The organism is Maribacter sp. 4G9, from assembly GCF_002742265.1.
GTDB lineage: Bacteria > Bacteroidota > Bacteroidia > Flavobacteriales > Flavobacteriaceae > Maribacter.
Genome location: NZ_MDGL01000043.1, coordinates 1 through 24286 on the forward strand (window position 1 = coordinate 1; position 24286 = coordinate 24286).

At 39.6% G+C, this 24286-nt stretch carries 12 protein-coding genes and 1 pseudogene; 11 read left to right on the forward strand and 2 right to left on the reverse strand.

The features are described from left to right. A pseudogene (locus BFP75_RS22310) lies at positions 1 to 130 on the forward strand (IS256 family transposase); the annotation flags it as partial. Positions 131 to 449: 319 nt separating this feature from the next. Here BFP75_RS22310 and BFP75_RS06200 read toward each other — a convergent pair. Continuing rightward, positions 450 to 1712, reverse strand: coding sequence for a site-specific integrase (locus BFP75_RS06200; protein WP_099544341.1), 1263 nt, complete (start codon positions 1710 to 1712; stop codon positions 450 to 452). Between the two features lie 540 nt (positions 1713 to 2252). Between BFP75_RS06200 and BFP75_RS06205 the strand changes: the two genes are divergently transcribed. The 3 genes from BFP75_RS06205 to BFP75_RS06215 all read left to right on the forward strand — a co-directional run bounded on the left by BFP75_RS06205 (position 2253) and on the right by BFP75_RS06215 (position 8220). After that, positions 2253 to 3170, forward strand: coding sequence for a dihydrodipicolinate synthase family protein (locus BFP75_RS06205; protein WP_099544343.1), 918 nt, complete (start codon positions 2253 to 2255; stop codon positions 3168 to 3170). A gap of 173 nt (positions 3171 to 3343) precedes the next feature. Next, positions 3344 to 6706: a SusC/RagA family TonB-linked outer membrane protein gene (locus BFP75_RS06210; protein WP_240531713.1), complete on the forward strand. Its 3363-nt coding sequence runs from the start codon at positions 3344 to 3346 to the stop codon at positions 6704 to 6706. 11 nt (positions 6707 to 6717) lie between these two features. Beyond that, positions 6718 to 8220, forward strand: a complete 1503-nt coding sequence (locus BFP75_RS06215) for a RagB/SusD family nutrient uptake outer membrane protein (RefSeq protein ID WP_099544347.1) — start codon at positions 6718 to 6720, stop codon at positions 8218 to 8220. A gap of 88 nt (positions 8221 to 8308) precedes the next feature. Here BFP75_RS06215 and BFP75_RS06220 read toward each other — a convergent pair whose 3' ends face one another. Further along, complete coding sequence (locus BFP75_RS06220) at positions 8309 to 9040, reverse strand: FadR/GntR family transcriptional regulator (RefSeq protein ID WP_099544349.1); 732 nt, start codon at positions 9038 to 9040, stop codon at positions 8309 to 8311. 186 nt (positions 9041 to 9226) lie between these two features. Between BFP75_RS06220 and BFP75_RS06225 the strand changes: the two genes are divergently transcribed. The 7 genes from BFP75_RS06225 to BFP75_RS06255 all read left to right on the forward strand — a co-directional run bounded on the left by BFP75_RS06225 (position 9227) and on the right by BFP75_RS06255 (position 24175). Next, positions 9227 to 10393, forward strand: coding sequence for an AGE family epimerase/isomerase (locus BFP75_RS06225; protein WP_099544351.1), 1167 nt, complete (start codon positions 9227 to 9229; stop codon positions 10391 to 10393). Positions 10394 to 10399: 6 nt separating this feature from the next. Next, positions 10400 to 11533: a sialidase family protein gene (locus BFP75_RS06230; RefSeq protein WP_099544353.1), complete on the forward strand. Its 1134-nt coding sequence runs from the start codon at positions 10400 to 10402 to the stop codon at positions 11531 to 11533. 46 nt (positions 11534 to 11579) lie between these two features. Continuing rightward, entirely contained in the window at positions 11580 to 14183 is a 2604-nt protein-coding gene (locus tag BFP75_RS06235) for a sodium:solute symporter family transporter (RefSeq protein ID WP_099544355.1), read from the forward strand. Between the two features lie 220 nt (positions 14184 to 14403). Next, a complete protein-coding gene (locus tag BFP75_RS06240) occupies positions 14404 to 16269 on the forward strand; it encodes an MGH1-like glycoside hydrolase domain-containing protein (protein WP_240531714.1) in 1866 nt (621 codons plus the stop codon). Between the two features lies 1 nt (position 16270). After that, positions 16271 to 19300 (forward strand): aminotransferase class III-fold pyridoxal phosphate-dependent enzyme, encoded by a 3030-nt coding sequence (locus tag BFP75_RS06245; RefSeq protein WP_099544359.1) that lies wholly within the window; start codon positions 16271 to 16273, stop codon positions 19298 to 19300. Between the two features lie 14 nt (positions 19301 to 19314). Next, positions 19315 to 22458: a glycoside hydrolase family 2 TIM barrel-domain containing protein gene (locus tag BFP75_RS06250; RefSeq protein WP_099544361.1), complete on the forward strand. Its 3144-nt coding sequence runs from the start codon at positions 19315 to 19317 to the stop codon at positions 22456 to 22458. Between the two features lie 88 nt (positions 22459 to 22546). Then, complete coding sequence (locus tag BFP75_RS06255; protein WP_099544363.1) at positions 22547 to 24175, forward strand: beta-N-acetylhexosaminidase; 1629 nt, start codon at positions 22547 to 22549, stop codon at positions 24173 to 24175. Positions 24176 to 24286 lie beyond the last annotated feature (111 nt).

Genomic DNA, 24286 nt, shown 5'->3' on the forward strand with positions numbered 1-24286 from the left:
CGATGCGGTGATGAAATCCGTATATTTGGCAACAAGGGAGGCCACCAAGAAGTGGTCCATGCCCATCAGGAACTGGGGCATAATTTTAAACCAGTTCCTTACAATCTATGAAAAAAGGGTCAGACTTTAGATAAAAGTCCAACCCTCGTTATTTTTAACTTACACACTTGGTGGGATAGTGTCCCACAAGATGTAATTTACCAACATAATTTTCCAAACATCATATTAAATGGTCTATCTCAGCAGTTTGTCTACGTGCTTCCTAAATTTGTTTTAGGTGATAATGAAAAATTGATGTTAGAGCTTAAGGAATTGAATGGAAGTAGGAAAGTGATTTTGGAAGATAATCTTTAATAAGATTCTTTCAATAAAAAAGACCAAGCTGAATCAGCCTGGTCTTGTAATATTCAGTTTAAGCCTATACATTCAAAATGAAAATCTTACGCTTTTCATTTTGAGGTGGTTCTTTTGGAAAATGATTTATTCTCCTTTAGATTGAATTGTGCTCGCAACCGCTGCATGTCATCACTTACTTTTCGCTCTATAACTTTTGCATAAATCTGAGTCGTAGCTATTCTAGAATGACCTAATAATTTTGAAACTGTCTCAATGGGCATACCATTACTCAGCGTTACCGTTGTTGCAAAAGTATGTCTAGCGATATGAAATGTGAGGTTCTTTTGAATACCACATACATCTGCTATTTCCTTTAAATAGGAATTTAGCTTTTGGTTAGTGATTTTAGGGAATATGGTGCCTTGTGAAATAGATTTTTTATTGCTCTTATATTTTTCAACAATTTCAAGTGCTTTTGGTAATAATGGAACTCGAATAGGCTTAGTTGTCTTTTCTCGACGATAATATATCCAAAGTTCGCCATCTATTCCAATACATAGGTTTTCTCCGGTCAGGTTAATTACATCGATATAACTCAAACTCGTATAGCAACTAAAAACAAACAAATCCTTTACCAGCTGAAGTCTAGTTGTTGCAAAGGACTTTTCTTCTATTGCTTGAAGCTCTAACAAACTTAGGAAACCTCTTTCGTTCTTGATGAATTTGGATTTGAACTTGACGAAGGGGTCGCGATTAATCCAACCCAATTTGATGGACAAGTTTACCAACTTCCTAAATCGCTCAATATGCTTCATCACCGTATTATTCCCCATTCGTTGTTGATGATCCTCCGGGATATAACTTCTCAGGTACTTTTCAAACTGCGTTATAAAGTTATAATCCAGTTCTTTCAGATACATATCGGAGGTTTTATAAGATTTTAACAGGAATTTCGAAATGTAGCTTTGGGTAGTATAATAGTTCTTTTGGGTACCCCATTTCAATTTACCCTTCATATCCTCATTATGATAGGCGATAATGTCCAAAATGGAATGATTGTTTTCATCCTTTCCTAAGTATCGAGCTTTAATAGCCTGCGCGGTAATTAACTTGTTACCGGCCATCAAATCCCGATAAGAATTAAAAAGATGGTTATAGGTTTCGTCCAAATAGCTATTAAGTACTTTCGATTTTTGGCTAGTCCCTTTAGCTCGGTTTTTATGTACGTCCCAATCCGAGATCAAAACTTTTCGTTTTAAACTGATGACCGCCCGTTTGCCGTTTACCGTGATTCTAGCATAAAGTGATGCCCGATTGTCCTTGACTCTGGAAAAATCTGCCCAGAAAAGAATACTGAATGTTGAAGATGTCTTCATGATTTCGTCTTTTAGTTAACATTTATTTTGTTATCAGACGAAAGTCAAATCACTTATAAAGATACATTTATTTAGTCAACGCATTTAGCGTTTTAACAAATAGGTCAACACTTTTACAGTTTTAAATTTGTTGACCGATTTGTTGACGTTTCTATTGGGGTTAAATGATTTGTTTTGATATCCCTAAAAACGAAAAAACCTGATAATCATACGATTAACAGGTTTTTGTTATAGATTGATACTATAATTTGTCGGGGTGGCAGGATCTGAGATTCTACCCTATTCCCTTATAAATCAATATTTTACAATTTGATTTTCACAATAGGACACCTAAAAGGACACCTATCGCAGCGCTTTGACGCTTTCGTTGCACAAATATAATAAAGACATTCAGATGATGGCAAACTGGTTCAAATTTTATGTGGTAATAAAAAGTATCGCAAAAAGTTTTATTTTCGGGTGAATTTGTGAAATTCCAGTTATAAAAACACAGAGTATGATTAAATTATTACATTTGTATATGTATAACATAATACATATATGAAAAATTTAATAGCGGCCACCTACGCTCCAATGCAACCAAATGGAGAACTTAATTTGGACATCATCGAAGCATATGGTGATTTTTTGAAAACAAATAAAGTCGCTGGCGCCTTTGTAAATGGCTCAACAGGAGATTTTGTTTCACTAAGTACCTCAGAGCGAAAGCAGCTCATAGAGGCTTGGTCAAAAAATAAAACTGAGGATTTTTTTCTAACGAACCACGTGGGACATAACAACTTGCGTGAAGCTCAAGAGTTAGCGGAACATTCTGAAGACTTTGTGAATGCTATCTGTGCCCTCCCTCCTTCCTACTTCAAACCAAAGACACTAGATAGCTTACTTTACTATTGTTGCGAAATTGCAAAGAGCGCACCTAGTATACCGTTTTACTATTATCACATTCCAGTCCTGACAGGTGTTGATTTTCCAATGATTGATTTCATGGAAATGGCAGTTGATACAATCCCGAACTTCGGAGGAATAAAATATTCCCAATACAATATAACTGATTTTGCTAAATGCTTACATTTCAATCAAGGTTCGAAGAACATCCTTTTCGGTGTAGATGAAAAACTGGTAACTAGCCTACCTTTAGGGGCTACAGGCTGGGTTGGTAGCACCTACAACCATTTGGCCCCACTCTATTATGAAATCATTTCTTCATACCACAATGCCAATTTGGATAAAGCAAATGAACTTCAAGATAAGGCGGTTTTTTTCGTTGAAACTTTGGATAAAATTTGCGGTTTCAATGGCGCTGGAAAGAGTTTCATGAAGCTTTTCGGACTCGATATGGGCCCTAGTAGATTTCCACACAATACTATGACCGACCAACAATTGAATACTGCAACTCGGTCTTTAGATCAAAAAGGTATCCTACCTTATTTTGGTCAACCATTTTCTTCAATTACCTAGAAAACTTTCCAGATTGATTTAGTTCACCTTCCTGCAACCAGCCGGGTTTCTTACCAATGCTATTAAAAAATGTTAAAGATTTTTCTTTTTTAAATGCCTTATGTATAACATAATACTTTTTATAGTATCTTGCACCAAATTATCTAACTAGTATTAACTCAAACCAATAGGATATGATATTATCTGAAAAAATCTACAAGGTTGAAAAACCAAGACCGAAAGATTCGTCTTGTCTTGCCTTTAAACAGAGAGCATCAATGCTTCTTATAGCATTCGTACTTTTATTTTTTGGGACAAATGCATTTGCACAAGAACAATCAATAACTGGTATTGTTACAGATACCGAAGGAGTTCCATTGCCTGGAGCAAGTGTTGTTGTTCAAGGTACTACAACAGGAACACAAACCGATTTTGATGGCAACTATACCATTGATGCGAATGTGGGAGACGTTTTGGTATTTAGCTATTTAGGGTTTGATACTCAGGAAGTACCTGTTTCTAATGAAGCTGCTATCAATATTACGCTTGCCCAAAATACCGCAATGTTAGATGAAGTTGTAGTAACCGGTTATGGCTCTCAATCAAGAGCGAAATTAACAACTTCTGTTTCCAAATTAGATACAGAAATTTTGGAAGCCTCTACAAGGTCAAATGCAGCAACTGCTTTGCAGGGTACTATCGCAGGTTTGAGAGTAACGAATACTACGGGGCAACCTGGGGCGACACCTCAAATAGTTTTACGTGGAGGTACAAATTTTGATGGTACTGGCTCTCCATTGATATTAATTGATGGTATACCTGGTTCATTTTACGCATTGAATTCAGACGATATAGAGTCTATTGAAGTTTTAAAAGATGCTGCCGCAACTGCCATTTATGGTGCGAGATCTGCAAATGGGGTTATTCTGGTAACAACGAAAACAGGTAAGGTTGGAAAAAGTTCTATCAACTATAGATATAAGTATAGCATGAATGAGGAAAGAAATGACCAAAAGTATCTTAGCGCTGCGGATTTTCTTAACTATAACCGGCAAGGGCATGCCTATTCTGAGCAAGCAAGAGGCAACCCAAATTTTATACGTCAGTTTATAAATGGGGATAACTCTTTTGGAATAGGTGGTAATACAACCAATTCCCCCTTTACTACACAACTATTAACCGCTGACAATCAATATTTGTTAAACCAACCAGGATGGAATTCCATACCTGATATTTTAGACCCTAGCAGAGAAATTCTCTTTTTTGATAATAAAAATGTTGGTGATCGGATATATCAAGATAGTGAAACCCAAGATCATTATATATCGTTTGATGGAGGAAATGAAAAAGGAACGTACTACCTAGGTTTGGGACTTCTGGATAATGATGGACTTATTTTAGGCTCTGGCTTTAAAAGATATTCAGGGAAGTTTTCGGGATCCTACAGGGTTTCGGATAAATTAAAAGTGAACTCTAATATTTTATACACGCATTCTAATTTAAGTTTGAGTCCATTAGGCAACGACGATACGGTGTTTAGAAGATTCCAAGGTCAGGCACCTACTTCAAGAGATTTCGACAATAACCCAGATGGTACTTTTTCAGATATTTTCACAGTTGGTCAAAATCAAAGCTTTGGAAACCCACTCTATTACCAGGATAAATTTGTTAGAAAAAACTTGGAACAGCGATTGGCGGCCTCGGTAGGAATAGATTGGAATATTGCCAATAACTTACTTTTCTCTTTGAACGGTAGTCATTTCACTATAAATAACCATAATGAAAATTTTAATCGAGCCTATCGAGTAGGTAGCAATGAAGGTCCTTTGCGAACTGCCCGTGAGGCTTCGGTTCAATTAGAACGAACTCTAAGAAATCAGTTGACCGCCACTTTAAATTACACTAAAAAATTCGGAAACCATAATGTTAATGCTCTAATTGGAGCAGAATATTTTAAAGATAACTTCTTTATTTCAGGTGCTGGAACAAGAAATTCGCCAACAGATTTAATTGAAACACTTAACGCGGGTGCTGAAGCCGATGGTATTCCCTTTAGTTTTGAATCCGAATATTTAATCACATCCGCTTTTGGCAGATTGCTATATGACTTCGATGATAAATACTTACTGGGTTTTACCTTTAGAAATGATAGTTCATCTAGGCTAGGTAATAATAAGAGTGGCTTCTTTCCAGGCGCATCTTTTGGTTGGAATGTTCATAACGAGAGCTTTTTCAATGATTCTTCAATAGGAAAAATAGTTAGTAGGTTAAAGCCTAGACTAAGCTACGGTGTAAATGGTAATCAGGATGTTTTAGGAGGTATTCAAAGGGTATTTGGCTATGATGTACCTAACAACTATCGCGTTTTTGGAGCATACGGTAGTCAAGGCGTTTATAATGGGCAGACTGGTTACGCAAACTCACTCTTACCAACATTGGATTTGCAATGGGAAAAGTCAACAACCTTCAATGCAGGTTTAGATATCTCGTTTTTTAATGAAAGACTTACATTTATAACAGACGTGTACTCAAGGGATATCAAAGATAAACTAGCCGATCTTACATTACCTTTTTATACTGGATTTAGCGCAATAAAAACAAATAATGGAACCATTAGAAACAAAGGTTTTGAATTACAAGTAAATGGTGACGTTATAAGAAACGATAATTTAACTTGGAATGTAGGCGCTACTTTTACGAGGAACAGAAACTTTGTTATTTCATTACCAGAAAACGATAATGATTTAAATAGACAAAACGGAACCTTAATCTGGAACCCAAGTACAGGACAAGAAGAATGGGTAGGTGGTTTTCAAGAAGGGCAGCGTTCTGGGCATGATCTTGTTGTTGCCTTTGAACAGGAACGCATTTATACGAACCAAGCAGATGCCGATGCTGATAATGGAATAACCGATGAATTTGCACAGGCAGCCAGTAGAAATCAACGTTGGGCGGGAGATTCTAAATGGGTAGACCAAAATAATGATGGTATTATAAATGGTTTAGATAGAAAAGTAATTGGGCGCACCACCCCAGATTTCATTGGCGGATTGACCTCTAGTCTTAATTACAAAAACTTTAGATTATTTGTTAAGACAGATTTTGCTACTGGGCATTTAGTGTGGAACCACATTAGAGCTAAAGGGTACGCACAAACACAAGGTAACTTAAATCAACCCATAGAAGTATTACAATCTTGGACTCCAACCAATACGGATACAGATTGGCCTCGAATGGTTTTTGTTAATGATGCGAAAAATGTCTGGAGAGGAAACGAAGGAAGGGATTTTAGAGATTCCAATAGCTTACAAAATGCTGGTAGTAGTCAATTTTGGGAAAAAGGAGATTATTTGGCTTTACGAGAAGTAACCCTAAGCTACGATGTTCCAAAGCAATATTTCAACGATGTCATTCAGAGGCTGAATATTTATGTGACGGGTTCTAATTTACATTATTTCAAAAGTATGAGCGGTGATACTCCAGAAATTGGAGGTGTACAATACGGAGCATTTCCAGTTCCGAAAACGATTACTTTAGGATTAAACGTAACATTTTAAATTTTAAAAAAATGAAAAAATATCTATACATAGCATTGATCACAATTACTTTGAGCTCATGCGAGAAGCAGCTTGACTTAGAAAGCCCAAGTGAATTGACAACAGCTGGTTTTTGGGATACCGAAGAAGGAGCTAGAACTGCCCACACAGGATTGTATGCAAACCTAAGATCATCTGGAGAAAACCTTTGGTTGTTAGGCGAAATGAGAAGTGATATTTGGGGAGGGCGAACTTATGAGTCTGCCTCTAATACGAACTTGATTGAGTCTAATTTCACAGAAGCTACAGCACCTTTTGGAGGTTGGGCAGGACTGTATACCAGAATACATAGAATAAATGACTTTTTAGTAAATGCCCAAAATGTAAGTTTTATTAACGAAGCTGATAAAAATCATATGCTCGGACAAACCTATGGACTAAGAGCATTATACTACTATACTTTGTTAAAAACATGGGGAGAAGTGCCAATTATTCTTGAACCTGTCGGGGCAATAGACCCTTCAGACTTAAGCAAACCAAGGTCAACACAGGAAGAGGTAATGAGCTTAATAAAGTCAGATATAGAAGCTTCTTTAAACGCTTTTGGGTCAGATAATAGTTTTTGGGCCGGCAATAGAAATTTCTGGTCGAAGGCGGCAACCTTGGCATTGAAAGGCGATGTTCATATTTGGTCAGGTAATTTACTCGGCGGAGGAGCATCAGATTTCAATACCGCAAAAGCGGCCTTGGAACAAATCGCAGCCTTAGAGGTTACCTTAGCAGAAAGCATCTCCGAGCTTTGGGGTGTGGGCAATGACGGTAATAGTGAGTTCATTTTTGCGCTGCAATACAAGCAAGATGAAGCATCTAATTTTTACAATAGTCTAACAGGAAGAAGCACAGAAATTAATCCTCAGTTTGACGACAAAGGATCTTCGATGATTGATTTTGTTATTGCTGGGGCTAACAGATATGGTCAGTCAGAAAAGACCATCTTATTATTAGACGACAATGAGGATAGTCGTAAAGATGCCACGTTTATAAGGCTATATATTGACGATAATGGAGGGGCAGGATATCCCAACTATAATGAACCGGCATATTTTGGTTCCGTATTCAATAAATTTTTGGGGCAAGTGATTGGTTCCGAACGCATATTTGAAAATGATGTGCCAGTTTATAGATATGCAGATGTATTGCTGATGTTAGCCGAAACAAAAAATCTGCTAGGCGAGGACCCTACAGATGAAATTAATCACATTCGTGAAAGAGCTTTTGGGGAAAATTATGTTGAAGCTACCCACGGCTTTACCAATGGTTCACAAGTAGATAATGCCAATGCCATATTAGATGAACGTTATAAAGAATTCGTAGGCGAAGGTAAAAGATGGTGGGATTTAAGAAGAGCGGGTGATAGTTTTGTAATTGACAATGTGAGCTTTTTAAATCCTGGGGATGAATTTAAGTTGCTTCTGCCGATTACGACTGACATGATTGGTAGAAACCCAGCATTGGTGCAGACACCTGGGTATTAACTATGGAAAATAATTGTTGAGCAAAATAAAAAAGAACTTGGTTGAGTTTGTTAGAAAAAGGTCTTGGTCTTGTTAAGCCAGGGCCTTTTTATTTGATACCATTTTTTTTAAAAGCATTATCGAAATGTGGCTCCAAATGCCGGCGCATAGCATTTCGAAATGTTTCCGGGGTGCCCACTTTTAAGTTTTCAAGCAACATTCGGTGCGTAACAAATTTTCCACCAGAAAAATGATAATCATCAAAATCTTCGTTTTTAGTCTCCTTTAAATACACATATTCGAAAACCGGTAAAAGCAAGTTCTGAAACCCTTGTAAAGTTATGTTGTTCGACATTTGATAGAGTTTTCCATGAAACGCAACTTCCTTGTCTAAGGCAAATCTGATTTTCCCAGGGCTGTTTGCTTCCTCCGCCTCAACAATTTTTTCCAGTTCCTTCATATCCTTCGGATCCCTATTTTCAAAAAGAAAATCCGCCATTCCCATTTCTAAAATTAGGCGCAGTTCAAAAAGTTGTTTTAACGTATCCTCTCCAAGTAAAGTTGGATCTAGAATTCGCGAAAAATTATTGATGATGTCGGGTTGTTTCAAGATCATTCCCCGATGTTTTCTGGACTCTACCAATCCTAATGTACGTAAGCGTAAAAGGGCCTCACGAACTACTGTTCTGCTTACGCCAAGCGATTCGGCGAATTCCAATTCCTTAGGTATGGCATCTCCAGGCACAAGATTATTTTCCTTAAAAAATGCCAAAAGCCTAATTTCTACCTTGTCCACAAGGGAGCCGGTGTCCATAGGTTCCAATTTTTTGAACTTCTTCATCTATTTAATTTATTTTCGCTAGCAAGGGCATGGTAAAAGAGATAATAACCTTGGCTAGTTTACGGTAAAAATAAGGATTGTAATTTTCTTTTCCTGACCAATACCTAGACGGGCATATATTCTATGCGAGAACCGAGGTAATTTACGCATTTTTACATTAAATTTGTATTATGTCATACATATATTATGAAATACGCTGAACGCTATAAGAATGCCTTACTCGGTGACGTGATTCCCTTCTGGGAGAATCATTCATTGGATGATATAAACGGGGGTTATTTTACCTGTTTGGATCAAAAGGGAAATGTATATGACACCGACAAATTTGTTTGGCTTCAGGCAAGACAGGTATGGACATTTTCAATGCTTTACAACCAGGTAGAGCAAAAAGCTTCCTGGTTACAAATGGCTAAATCAGGCGCTGACTTTCTAAAGGGCTATGGGATGGATTCAAAAGGGAACTTTTATTTTTCCCTTAGCAAAGAAGGAAAACCTTTAGTCCAACCTTATAATATCTTCTCCGATTGTTTTGCAGCAATGGCATTTGCCCAGTATGCGAAAGCGTCAAAAAATGAAGAATTTATTGCATTGGCCAAGAATACTTATTACAATATATTAATACGCAAGGATTTCCCGAAAGGAAAATATGAAAAGAGTTCAGGCAAAAGGCAATTGAAGAACTTTGCCCTTCCAATGATATTATCCAACCTGGTATTAGAGTTAGAAGATATCCTGGAGCCGGAAGAAGTAAAACAAACAATTGATTTTAGTGTTAATGAGGTCATGGATGTCTTTTTACAAAAAGATTCTGGTTTGATCTATGAAAACGTTCTACAAGATGGCTCGTTGCATGACAGTTTCGATGGTAGACTCATCAATCCCGGTCACGGAATTGAAGCGATGTGGTTTATGATCGATATCGGAGTACGCCAAAAAAACCAGGCCCTTATTCAAAGGGCAACCGAAACCATCATCCGGATTTTGGAATATGGTTGGGATGAAGAATTTGGAGGTATTTTTTATTTCATGGATGCGAAGGGCCATCCGCCACAACAATTGGAACACGACCAAAAATTATGGTGGGTACATTTAGAAGCATTAGTAGCACTGGCTAAAGCCTGGGAACATAACCCGGTTAAAACAATCAAGTACTGGTATCAAAAAGTTCACGAGTATGCATGGTCACATTTTCCTGATCCTGAAAATGGCGAATGGTATGGGTATCTTAACCGACAAGGTGAACCATTACTGACCTTAAAAGGCGGCAAATGGAAAGGATGTTTCCACGTTCCAAGAGCCATGTTTCAATGTTGGAAATCATTTGAAAAAATCGAAGCGAAAAATAAAATCTAAATAAGAATGAAAAAATATACGCTATTTGTAGTAGTAGTATTTATTGCTTTTTCCATGTACGCTCAAGACAAAGTGTATCAAATGGCGAAAGGAATAAAAAGCCATCAAGATTTATTTAATACATCAATGAATGATGAGGTTTCTTGTTATAGAATTCCTGCCTTAATTACAGCACCCAATGGCGATCTCATCGCTGCTATTGATGAACGGATACCTTCTTGTGCCGATTTGCGGGGTAGTGATGACATTAATATAGTAATCCGCAGAAGTAGCAACAACGGCAAAACATGGGGGCCTATAGAAACTGTTATGGATTTTCCGTTAGGGCAGTCCGCTTCAGACCCTTCTCTCATTGTTGATGATGTTACCAAAGAGATTTTCCTGTTCTATAATTTTATGAACCTGACAACCGAAAAAGATATCTACTATCTGCATGTCATGAAAAGTTCTGATAATGGAAAAACCTGGAGTAAACCAGTGGACATCACCTCACAAATCGCAAAACCCGAATGGCATAAAGATTTTAAGTTCATTACCTCAGGTAGGGGTATTCAAACTAGCAACGGAACGCTATTGCATTGTATGGTGAATTTGAATAGTGGCATGCACATTTTTGGAAGTAAAGATCATGGTAAAACATGGTTTTTTATCGACACCCCAATAACTCCGGCCGATGAGTCAAAAATAGTTGAATTGGCTGATGGAAGTTGGATGGTCAACGCCCGAGAAAATAAAGAGGGCATACGCTATGTTCACACTTCTTCAGATGAAGGTAAAACCTGGGCTACGAAAGGAGAACCCGAACTAATCGACCCGGGTTGTAATGCCAGTATAATCAGATTCACAGCGATTAAGGACGGTTATGAAAAAAATCGCCTGCTGTTCGCAAATGCCAAATCCGAGAAAGGCCGAACTAATTTGACTGTTCGTGTGAGCTACGACGAAGGAAAGACATGGACAGAAGGTAAAACCGTTTATGAAGGCCCCTCGGCGTACTCTTCATTGAGTGTCCTGAAGAATGGAGATATCGGAGTGTTTTTCGAAAAAGACGAATACACAAAAAATGTATTTGCAAGATTTAGCCTAAAGTGGCTAACGGATAAAAAAGATAAGTACAAAAAGCCTCGAAAGAGAAGATAGTATAAATTCTAATTCGGGATATTCAAAAACGGAACACCATCAAAAAATGAACAGTATAAGAATTTTAATATCATTTCTTCTTCTCTTACTGTTCGTTTCGGTAGGTAATGGGCAAGTAGTTCCCAAAACAAGTAGTACCGACTTGCCTAGTCTACCATCTCAGGTGGAAGGAAATCCTTCCTTGGGATTTGCGGGTATGATAGGTGGCTCGCATAACAATGTGATTATAGCGGCCGGCGGGGCAAACTTCCCGGAAGGGCTACCATGGGAGGGTGGCAAAAAAGTATATAGCGATAAAATTTATGTTCTAAAAGACGGGAAATGGCAATTATCAGAACAAACCTTGCCCTCTCCCCTCGCCTACGGAGCTTCCGTGTCCACTCCCGAAGGAGTTTTGGTCTTGGGAGGAGAAGATAAAAGCATAACCAGCGATAAGGTTTTTCTACTACGTTTCAGTACATCGACTAATGAAATTGAAATTGTGGACTATCCGCCCCTTCCCGAACCATTGGCGTATTCGGCTGCGGTACTTGAAGATGGTTTCGTTTATCTAGTCGGCGGTAAAAATTCCAAAAAAAGTGTCAATTCATTTTATAGGTTGTCACTAAAGGAAAAGTCGAAATGGGAAAAATTGAAAGACTTTCCCGGTGCTCCGAGGGCTTTACATGCTATCGCCATTCAGGATACCAAAGACTCCAGAAAATTATTTGTTATTGGAGGTCGAAATCAAATGGCTGGAAAAAAATCAGAGACTTTTACCGACTACCTTTCGTATGATTTAAAAAAAGGTAATTGGGCAGATGAGGGCGAAATAATTATTGACAAACATTCTAGAGTTTTAATGGGTGCTTCAGTCGAAACTATGGGTTCGATGCATCTGATGGTTTATGGCGGTTCTGATGAAGTATTGTTCGACCAACTCGAAAACATCGGATTAGCACTGGGCAATGCCCAAAACGATTCGTTAGTTGCACAATTGACCGCAAAGAGGGATAAAATTCTCAACACCCATCCCGGCTTTTCGAAGGATATTCTGAGCTACAATGCCATAACCAAAAAATGGTTTGTGTACGATAGACTTCCCGATAAAATTCCGGTTACGGCACTTTCGTTTAAAAAAGATGATGAATTTTTCATCGTTTCAGGAGAGTTATCCCCCGGAATACGAACACCAAAAGTGCAGAAGTACAAAATAGGTGAAGAGACTAAACCCTTCGGAGCAATCAATTATACGGTCATGGCACTTTACCTTTTGATTTCATTAGGTATTGGCATTTATTTCATGCGGAAACAAAAATCGACTGAAGACTATTTTGTAGGTGGAGGGCGTATTCCTTGGTGGGCATCCGGGCTTAGTGTTTTTGGAACCTTGCTGAGCGCTATTACTTTTATGGCGATTCCGGCAAAAGCTTTTATAACGGATTGGTCTTTTTTCTTCCTGAATATTACCGCCATTCTGATCACTCCGGTAATCGCGTTTATTTTTATTCCATTTTTCAATAAGCTCAAGATTCGAACAGCGTATGAATATCTCGAGGACCGTTTCAATTATTTGGCACGGGCTTTTGGCAGTCTTTCCTTCATTTTATTTCAATTAGGCCGAATCGGGATTGTATTGCTATTGCCTTCGTTGGCTATTTCGATAGTCACAGGTATACCTGTAGAAAACAGCATTCTTTTAATGGGAGTGCTTTGTATTCTGTACACCACTTTTGGAGGTATTGAAGCTGTAATCTGGACGGATGTTTTACAAGTCGTTGTGCTTATGGGTGGAAGTATATTAGCCGTAGTTTGGATCATGTTGCACACCGAAACTTCTTTTGGTGAAATGATTACCTATGCCCAAGAGCGTGATAAATTCAATATCACGAATATGGAATTTGATTTTACGGAATCTACCTTTTGGGTAGTCTTCATAGGCGGTCTAGCTTCGGCCATGGTTACCCAGGGTACCGACCAGACTATTGTACAGCGGTTTTTGACAAGTAGCGATGTAAAGAATTCACAAAAAACCCTCTATACCAATGCGGTTCTGACCCTTCCGGCGACTATCATCTTTTTTGGCATCGGAACCTTACTCTTTATTTTTTATTCGGAAATGCCCAATGCCTTATCTCCGGCGATTTCGAACAATGATTCCATTTTTCCTTGGTATATCGTAAGGGAATTACCCGTCGGGGTTTCTGGTTTATTGGTTGCCGGAATTTTCTCGGCGGCCATGTCGAGCATAAGTAGTAGCCTGAATTCGGTATCTACGGCCTATTGCAATGATTTCCATCAACATTTCAGGCCTGAGACGACGGATACGAAATTGTTGAAAATAGCTAGAATTGCCACGGTCGTGACTGGCGTATCCGGAGTACTCTTGGCACTATGGATGGCGAATTCCAACATCAAATCACTGTGGGATGAATTCTATAAATTTCTAGGATTGTTCACAGGAGGTCTGGGCGGGATGTTCCTTTTAGGGATGTTAACCAAAAAGGCAAATGCTACCGGAACCTTAATGGGCTTAGTTGTAAGTGCGCTATTGATTTGGTACATCAGCGTTTTTACTGATATCAGCTTTTTGATGTATGCGTTTTTCGGAGTAGCTTCCTGCTTTATTTTTGGGTATCTTTTTAGCTTGATTTTTAAGGATAAAAAATAGTATATAATTTGAAATACAAGATTGGTATTTCTTATCGGTCAACCCCCTATTCAATATGGACACTAAAAGGACATTAACTCTCATTCTTTTTTTATTATTATTTAGCTGCAAGCGAAATGAGACAAATAATACCAGCAGTTCCAACAATATAAACCATCTTCTTTTTTCTCAAAATATTTTAAATTTTAAAGGAGTACCAAAAACCAAAGCAGATCGTGATATGTTAATGTTTTCCGATAACGGTGCATGGTTTGCCTATGGTCTTCAAGATTCCGAAATTGCTTTGGCAGGTTTTTCGGGTCCCTTTCTAATGACTCAAGAAAACGGAGTTTGGATTAGCCCTAGTTTGACACAATTGGAGCTTTCAAATGACTCCAATGACTCAAATTTGATGGATTGGGAAAAAGATTTGGTTCAGCAGAATAGTTTTTCCAGCCATCTCGAACAAACTTTTGAAAACGATAATTTGCGAGTAGAACAGCAATTGGTTTTTGTTTCGGGACATACTGCCCTACAACGTACTACGATTACCAATAACTCCGATGTGGAAATTACCTTGAATTCCAATTTTTCAGGAAATTTATTCGCTACGGGAGTCCAAGTTTTTAAAGAAAATGGTCTGATTAAATTGGAATCGTCTAAAAGCGATGCTATGGGTTATGTACAATTACGCAATATGCCCAATGATATCGTTATTCAGGATAGTTTGTCTTTTGAGATTAATTGCCGGTCCTTGGTTTTACCTTCCAAGAAATCAAAGGAACTAATAGTCACGCAAACTTTTATATTTCCAGAATATTCTTGGGATAAAGAACGCCAGCTCATTTCTCAAATCGATTTTGATTCCGTTTTACAGACCAGAAAGTTGGAAAAAGAAAATGAATTGACTTCATTAATAGAAAACAGAAAAGCCAATTTTGAGAATGATAAATACGCCGAGGTTTTGGCCAAAGCGCAACTGACCTTGCAGAACAACTGGCGTATTCCGGCTGGGGAACTAAAGTACCAAGGACTTTTCCCCAGCTATCAATATGAATGGTTTCATGGGTTTTGGTCTTGGGATTCTTGGAAGCATGCGGCAGGGCTTTCGTACTACAACCCATCATTAGCCAAAGATCAAATGCGCGCCATGTTCGATTTTCAGAGGGAGGATGGTTTTATCGTAGACTGCGTTTATAGAGATACAACCATAGAGGCACATAACTATCGGGATACCAAACCACCGCTTTCAACCTGGGCGGTAGCTAAAATATTCAAAAAGGATTCGGATATTGATTTCGTAAAAGAGATGTACCCCAAATTGAAGAAATATCACTCCTGGTGGTATGATAAACGTGATCATGACCAAGACGGAATATGCGAGTACGGTTCTACCGATGGAACTGTATTGGCTGCAAAATGGGAAAGTGGTATGGACAACGCCATTCGTTTTGACAATTCAAAAATTTTAAAAAATTCGGAAGGGGCATATTCCCTTAATCAAGAAAGTGTTGATTTGAACGCCTATTTATATGCTGAAAAATTGTACTTGGCAATGTTAGCCAAGGCTTTGGGTAAAACGGAAGAGGCCAACACCTATCACACCGAAGCCAATACGTTGAAAAAAAGCATTCAAGATCAATTTTATGACGCTGAGGACGGTTGGTTTTACGATACAAATTTGGAAGGGACAAAGTTTATAAAAGGAGCGGGTAGTGAAGGTTGGACGGCTCTTTGGGCAACTGCGGCCTCTCAAGAGCAGGCAGAGACTATTAAAACCAAAATGATGGATCCGAATAAATTCTTTACCAAAGTGCCTTTTCAGACCATGGCTAAAGACCACCCAAAATTTGACCCGATGAACGGTTATTGGCGAGGTCCGAATTGGTTAGACCAAGCTTATTTCGGGGTAAAGGGATTACGTAATTACGGCTTTGAAGAGGAAGCAGACAAGGCTACAATTCAAATATTAGAAGGTGCCGAAGGAGTTTTGGGCAAAGGGAAGTCCATAAGGGAAAATTATCATCCCGTTACGGGCAAAGGTCTTGAAGCCCAAAATTTCAGTTGGAGTGCAGCACATATCATTATGCTCTTAATGGAAGACTAACATGGACTACACCAAAATAAAAATAGACCCTCAACAAGCGGAAAGTATTGCATTTGACCTTTTCAATATTAAAGGAAAAGCTACGCCACTTCCCGGGGAAATCGATTTCAATTTTAGAATCAAAGTTGAACATGAGGAAGGCTATATCCTCAAAATTTCACGACCCGATGAAAGTGAAAAATACCTCGATTTTCAGCAACGATTGTTACGGCATGTCGAAAAGCAAGGAAAAGATTTGATTTATCCTAGTGTGGTCAAGGACAAAAAGGGGAAACTCATTTCATCGTTTATCGATGATACCGGAAACCGTAGAATGGTGCGCCTGTTGACATGGATATCAGGAAGATTGTGGAGCAGTATAAATCCTCAATTGGATGACCTAAGATATAGCCTAGGGGAGCAATGTGGAAAACTGACCCATGCTTTGCAGGGTTTTGTACATCCGCAGGCGCATAGGGAATTTGATTGGGACATTGCCCAGTCCCTTTGGACGAAGCAAAAACTCAATCTGTTCAATCAAGGCGAAAAGGAAATCATTGTTTCGTTCCAAAATAGATTTGAAGCGATTCAAAACACCTATTCCAATCTCCGGACGGCTGTAGTTCACAATGATGCCAACGATAACAATGTTATTGTTTCAGAACAACTGCTCAATCCAAAAGTAAAGGCTGCTATTGATTACGGAGATTCCGTCCATACCCAAATTATCAATGATCTGGCCATAGCCTGTGCCTACGCCATAATGGGCCAAAACGACCCCTTGGATGCAGCCCTTCCAATTGTTAAAGGGTATCACTCCACATTTCCTTTGGAGGAATTGGAATTAGAACATCTTTATGATACAATTGCCATAAGGTTAGTCATTTCGGTTACCAAATCGGCTATAAACAAGCGTAAAGAACCTGATAATGAATACCTGCTTATAAGCGAAAAACCCGCTTGGCAACTACTTGAAAAATGGTATGCCATCGATTCCGATTTTGCGCATTATCAGTTTAGACAAATCTGCGGATTTACCCCGCACCCAAATGAACCCAGGTTTAGAAATTGGACCGACCAAAACAATTTTAGTGTTACAGAACTATTTCCTACCCTCCAAAAAGATAAAATTCATTTGCTCGATCTTAGCGTATCGAGCAAATGGTTGGGGCATCAACAGGATTTTGACGACCTAGAACTGTTTAAGTATAAGATCGACCGACTGCAAAAAGAGCATCCTGAAAAAATTCCGGCCGGTGGGTATTTGGAGCCGCGTGCCGTTTATAATTCTTCAGCTTATGATAAATTTGGAAATAGCGGAAGTGAAAGTCGAACCATACATTTAGGTATTGATTTTTGGCTGCCAGCAGATACACCAGTACATGCCATGTTAGATGGAGAAGTCATTACTGCAGTAAACGATGCGGGCGATAAGGAGTACGGTGGGCTGGTGATCTTGAAACATACCATCGGAAATTTACAATTCTATTCCCTGTATGGGCATTTATCGCTTGCTTCATTAGAAGGGAAGGCGGTCGGGCAACTCATTAGAAAAGGTGAATGTATCGGTTATCTGGGAAATTATCCCGAAAACGGAAATTGGGCACCCCATCTCCATTTTCAGATAATGCTGGACTTGCTCGGCTACGAGATTGATTTTCCGGGAGTTGCCTATTTCAATCAAATCGATGTTTGGAAAAGCATCTGTCCCGACCCCAATCTTTTATTTAAATCGGAAGCACTTTGTCAACAAGAAGTAATTCCAAATGATACCTTGATCCGTTTCAGAAAACACCATTTGGGCAAAAGCCTAAGCCTTCAATACAAGATTCCGATTAAGATGGTCCGCGGATCAGGCCAATACCTAATTGATCAATACGGGCGAAAATATCTGGATACCGTTAACAATGTAGCCCATGTAGGTCATGAGCATCCTGCTGTAGTCAGGGCTGGGCAAGAGCAGATGGCCTTGCTCAACACCAATTCCCGCTATTTACACGACAATATCAACGAACTCGCCGAAGAACTTTTGGAAACTTTGCCGTCTGAACTGAATGTCCTTCATTTTGTGAATTCCGGAAGCGAGGCCAACGAACTGGCCATCCGCATGGTAAAAGCGGTCACCGGCGAAAAGGATATTATTGCCTCGGAAATTGGTTATCATGGTAATTCAAATATGTGCATCGACATCAGTTCGTATAAGTTCGATGGAAAAGGCGGCAAAGGTGCTCCTGAGCACACCCATATTTTTCCCTTGCCCGATGCCTTTCGGGGAAAATATCGCGGCGAAAATACAGGGGCAAGGTATGCGGAAGAAGTGCAAAAGCAAATCGAAACCGTCCATGCAAAAGGGCGTGGTGTAGGAGCATTTATTATCGAACCCATCATTAGTTGTGGCGGACAGATCGAATTGCCCGAAGGTTTTTTGACCCAATCATACGAATACATAAGAGCGGCCGGAGGTCTTTGCATTTCTGACGAGGTGCAGGTTGGTTGTGGCCGTTTGGGTAAGACTTTTTGGGGTTTTCAGTTACATAATGTGATGCCCGATATTGTGACCATTGGCAAACCCTTGGGCAATGGGCATCCCCTGGCCGCGGTCGCCTGCACGCAAGAAGTCGCAGAAAAATTCGCCAATGGCATGGAATATTTCAACACTTTTGGGGGCAACCCGGTATCCTGTGCCATCGGTACGGCGGTACTCCGAACCGTAAAGGAGGAAAATCTACAAGAAAACGCTTTACGCATCGGTGAATTTTTAAAGCAAGAACTAAAAAAATTGGCGGAAGAATTCTCCATAATCGGGGATGTCCGCGGCCAAGGTCTTTTTCTAGGCTTTGAATTGGTGGACACAAAAATGAATCCACTTGGCGACCATGCCGATTACCTGGCCAATCGCATGAAAGATCACGGCATTTTAATGAGCACGGATGGCCAAGATTATAATGTGCTAAAAATTAAGCCCCCCATAATCTTCACAAAAGAAAATGCCGAGGAGTTACTATTTTACCTAAGAAAAATTCTCAGCGAAGATTTTATGCAAGTCTATTGATTAAAATATATTTTATGAACTTGAAATATGCCCTTATTATTTTCCTTTTATTCGTATTTGCAAATTGCAAACAAGACCCTTTATCCGAAGTGCCCGAACAAGTCAATCACTTCAACCATAAAATATTTGAAGAAAATAAATTGGCTCCCAGAGCGACGTTCTTTTCTTTCGAATCTGATGCCATTTCAGATAGGGAAAACTCAAAACGCTTTTTAAGTTTAAATGGCGACTGGAAATTTCATTTTGTAAAAGACCCCAAGGAACGTCCTACCACGTTTCATAATATGGGTTTTGATGACAGCAGTTGGGATACCATTCCGGTGCCATCTAATTGGGAAGTTGAAGGCTACGACCATGCTATTTATTTAGACGAACGCTATCCCTTCACGACCACATGGCCCGATGCGCCGACCGACTACAATCCGGTGGGCACATATCGTAAAGAGATAGATCTTGACAAGGAATTCTTGTCCGAGGACGTAATCCTCCATTTTGCCGGAGCGAAATCGGCTATGTATGTTTATATCAATGGTAAGTATGTGGGCTATTCCCAAGGCAGCAAAACCCCGGCGGAGTTCAATATCACCGAATACCTATCCGAAGGAAAAAACCTGATTGCACTGCAACTATTCCGTTGGAGCGATGCCAGCTATTTAGAAAGTCAGGACATGTTGCGTATGAGCGGTATTGAGCGCGATGTGTATCTCTATGCACGGCCCAAGGTTTTTGTATCCGATTATTACGCCTATTCGAATCTTGACGATACGTATACCAATGGAATATTCAAGGACACCGTTTTCCTTCGGAACGACTCGGACAAAGCAGCATCCAGAGCCATAACTATAGAACTCTTGGATGGTAATACCACGATTTTCAAAACCAAGGAGACCGTTGAAATTCCGGCCGGTTCGAGTGTCGATTTTACAGCTGAAACAACTATTGAAAACGCAAAACAATGGTCGGCCGAACTTCCACATTTATATCGACTTTCTATTTCATTGGAAGATTCCGAAAACTCGAAAAACAATCAATACATCAAACGTAGCACAGGTTTTAAAAGGGTAGAAATCAAGAACAGCCAAGTACTTTTTAACGGAAAAGCCATCTATATTAAAGGGGTAGACCGGCATGAAACCGATCCATTGACCGGGCATGTGGTCTCCAGGGAATCCATGGAAAAGGATATCAAACTGATGAAACAGAATAATATCAATGCCGTTCGTAGCGCCCACTACCCCAACGACCCCTATTGGTTGGAACTTTGTGATAAATATGGACTTTATGTCGTCGATGAGGCCAATATCGAGAGCCATCCGTTGGCCATTGACGAGAAGACCCAAATCGGAAATGAGATGAGTTGGTTGCCCGCCCACTTGATGCGTACCCAACGCGTGTACTTTCGCGATCGAAACCATCCTTCCATTTATTCTTGGTCACTGGGGAACGAAGCAGGTGAAGGTGAAATTTTCAGGACAACTTATAAATGGTTAAAAGAACAAGACGACAATAGAATCGTGCAATATGAACCCGCGGGGAAAGAAGATTATACCGACCTCTATTGCCCCATGTACCCGAAATTCGAATACCTTATTGAGCATGGTGAATCGGATTCTGATAAACCCTCTATTATAATCGAATATGCCCACGCTATGGGAAATTCGGTCGGAAATCTTCAGGATTATTGGGATATCATCGAAAAATACCCCAACCTACAAGGCGGTTTTATTTGGGATTGGGTGGACCAAAGCCTGGAGTTCAAAGACGAAAACGGTAAGCCCTATTTTGCCTACGGCCATGATTACCACCCCGATCTACCGACGGACGGAAATTTTTTGAACAATGGTCTGGTGAATCCCTTCCGAAAGCCAAATCCGCATCTTTATGAAGTAAAAAAGGTGTATGAGCCCGTTCAATTCAATTATGTAGGAAACGGAACCATAGCCATCGAAAATAAAAACTTCTTTGCCGATGTTTCGGATAAAGAGGTGCACTTAAAAGTCTTGAATAATGGCAGAGAAGTGTATCAGCAAACCAAAACCGACCTGAATGTCGCCGCGCGGCAAACGAAAACCATTCAGTTCGAGAACGTTCCCGATATTTTCATTCCCGAAGAAGAATATATTCTGGAAGTTAGCCTAATCCAGAAAAATGAAACGCCTTTGGTTCCAGAAGAATATGAAATGGCTTGGGATCAGTTTGTTCTTAATGAGGGAGCAAGACATGTCTCGGCCCTTCCTAGTAAAACGCCATTGCAAATAGTTGCTTCCGGTGAGGATATAGAAATAAAAAATGATAAAACAAACCTTAGAATCGATATCAGGACAGGGGAGTTAATATCGTGGGCCTTCGAAGGAAAAACGGTTACCAACCAACCTATTCGGCCTAATTTTTGGAGGCCCCCGACCGATAACGATTTAGGGAATGGGATGGACAAATGGGCCAAAATATGGCAGGCGGCTACTTATGGCTACTCTGCCCAATTAACGGAGCAGCCTGCAAAAACTAAAGATGGCGTTTCGTTCAAAGTTGCCTACACCCTACCCCATTCCGAAGCGGATGTTAAAGTAGATTATGAGATTTTACATAATGGAATTTTGAATATCAACTATCAATTTAAGCCGAAACAAAAAGAGCTACCGAACATTCCGAGATTGGGAATGTATTTGACACTTCCAGACTCGTTTACTGAGATATCTTGGTACGGCAAAGGCCCTGCGGAGAGTTATTGGGATAGGAAAACAGGGATGAAAGTGGGCATCCATGAGGGTAAGGTAGTGGAACAATTCCATAGATATATGAGACCCCAGGAAACCGGAAACAAGACTGATGTTCGCTGGATGCAGGTTTCTTCAGATGCATTGACCTTGGAACTTAAAAGTAAGCAGTTGCTGAACGCCAGTACTTGGCCATTTGCCATGAAAGAAATCGATTTCAACAGCGAAGATGCGGGTATTTCTGCCTCCGGATTGGTGCCAGTTACCAAAAAGCATGGTGCGGATATCAAAATCGGAAACAGCGTACAATGGAATATCGATTATTTGCAGATGGGCGTTGGCGGTGATAATTCTTGGAGAGCCCCTGTACACGACGAATATATGATACAGCCTAAATCTTATGACTATTCGTTTTCGATACGACCGATGTTGAATTCTGATTAGGTGGATAGCAACTGATACGCCTCAACTAAAGAACAAAACAAGCACAGTTCTAAACGAGGTGGGACCAACCATTTAGTATGATTCAATTATGAAAAACCACATTACACTTAAATCTATTCTTCAATTTTTCTTGGTATTAGTAATGGTGTCTTGTAATTCAGAAGAGCGAAGTGAATTAACTGATATTGTATTGCCGTTAATTCCTCAACCCAAAGAGGTCAGGGTTTATGAAGGCTCTTTTATCTTGAGCAATACGACAAAATTGGTTTTTAAAACTGAGGAACAGGAAAAAGTAGCTACATTGTTTAATAGCCAGCTTAAAGATCTTGTAGGATGGAACTGCCCTATTGGAAAAGAAACTGCAGTAAAAAATACAATCGAGTTGAGTCAAGTGGACTCCCTCGCCAATGAGGCCTATCAATTGGATATTTCCGAATCAAAATTAACAATTAATGCCTCTTCAGAGGCGGGGTATTTTTATGCCTTTCAGACCATTTTGCAATTGACTCCTGTTTCAGGAGCTAACGTACAACCTGAAGAATTGAAGCTGGACCAGCTTAGTATTGAAGATGCTCCCAGGTTTGAATGGCGGGGTGCTATGTTGGACATTTCAAGACATTTCTTTGGTCCAGAGGCGATAAAGCAATTGATAGATCAAATGGCTGCGTATAAAATGAATCGGTTGCACCTTCATCTAACCGATGATACCGGTTGGCGCATTGAGATCAAAGAATATTCTAAACTTATCGAAATTGGTTCACGTGGCGATAAGTCAAATCCAGATGGACCGAAGATGTATCTTACCGAGAAAGAAGCCCGCGATATCACAGCATATGCCAATGCAAGGCAGATTGTGATAATTCCTGAAGTGGATGTTCCCGGTCATTCGGGAGCTGTTGAAAGAGCATACCCTGAATTTAGCGGGGGCAATAACACCCTCAACATTGCCAATGAAGATGCCATTAATATGATAGAAACCGTAGTGCTACGGTTGGCTGATATTTTTAATACCGATTATGTCCATTATGGAAGCGATGAGGTTAGACATCATAATTGGGACGGCCGACCAGATATGCTTGCAAAAATGAAGGAATTAAAGCTCAAAGATCAGCATGAGTTTGAAGGGTGGTTCGATCGCAGAATGGCAGATTTTATCGTTGCATCAGGTTTAAAACCAATTGCTTGGGATGAAGCTTCCGATTTTGGCGTCAACATAGCGACTACTTTGCAATGGTGGAGAGGAGAATATCCTGAGGTTTTACATACCGCCGCTGAGCGTGGTTATCAAATTATACTCTCTCCGGTTGATTACCTGTATTTGGACTATCCCAGCGACTTAAAAGAAGCTGGTGCCAATTGGGAAGGCCTGCACAACGGTCCAAATTCAATGGAAGCATTATATCGATGGAAGCCAATTCCTGATACATTTAGCGAAAGTATGTCCGATCAAATTATCGGAATTGAAGCAGGCATCTGGACGGAATTCATCGATAATCAAAAACGGTTGGAATATATGACATATCCGAGGCTATTTGCCGTAGCAGAAAAAGGATGGACGGTAGAAAATAATATTAATTGGAGCTTGTTTCAAGAACGACTCACCACTCAATATGCACGCATGAAAGCAAAGGGCATCAATTCCCGAATGCCTGACATTACAATTGAAGAACGCAAAAAAAGTCAACCTGAAGCTTTTGAAGGGCCGATATCTGAATGATTGATTGAAGGTAATTCAAAGTAGTTTTCTAATTTGTTATTCGGTCATTATTATCTTGAAGAAGTATTTTGTTTTTTATAGCTACATTTAATTATAACTAAAAGATTAAGA

Bases quoted from the DNA above. Each gene is read 5' to 3' on its own strand.
- BFP75_RS06200 (WP_099544341.1), bottom strand. From the start codon at position 1,712: ATGAAGACATCTTCAACATTCAGTATTCTTTTCTGGGCAGATTTTTCC.
- BFP75_RS06205 (WP_099544343.1), top strand. From the start codon at position 2,253: ATGAAAAATTTAATAGCGGCCACCTACGCTCCAATGCAACCAAATGGA.
- BFP75_RS06210 (WP_240531713.1), top strand. From the start codon at position 3,344: ATGATATTATCTGAAAAAATCTACAAGGTTGAAAAACCAAGACCGAAA.
- BFP75_RS06215 (WP_099544347.1), top strand. From the start codon at position 6,718: ATGAAAAAATATCTATACATAGCATTGATCACAATTACTTTGAGCTCA.
- BFP75_RS06220 (WP_099544349.1), bottom strand. From the start codon at position 9,040: ATGAAGAAGTTCAAAAAATTGGAACCTATGGACACCGGCTCCCTTGTG.
- BFP75_RS06225 (WP_099544351.1), top strand. From the start codon at position 9,227: ATGAAATACGCTGAACGCTATAAGAATGCCTTACTCGGTGACGTGATT.
- BFP75_RS06230 (WP_099544353.1), top strand. From the start codon at position 10,400: ATGAAAAAATATACGCTATTTGTAGTAGTAGTATTTATTGCTTTTTCC.
- BFP75_RS06235 (WP_099544355.1), top strand. From the start codon at position 11,580: ATGAACAGTATAAGAATTTTAATATCATTTCTTCTTCTCTTACTGTTC.
- BFP75_RS06240 (WP_240531714.1), top strand. From the start codon at position 14,404: ATGTTAATGTTTTCCGATAACGGTGCATGGTTTGCCTATGGTCTTCAA.
- BFP75_RS06245 (WP_099544359.1), top strand. From the start codon at position 16,271: ATGGACTACACCAAAATAAAAATAGACCCTCAACAAGCGGAAAGTATT.
- BFP75_RS06250 (WP_099544361.1), top strand. From the start codon at position 19,315: ATGAACTTGAAATATGCCCTTATTATTTTCCTTTTATTCGTATTTGCA.
- BFP75_RS06255 (WP_099544363.1), top strand. From the start codon at position 22,547: ATGAAAAACCACATTACACTTAAATCTATTCTTCAATTTTTCTTGGTA.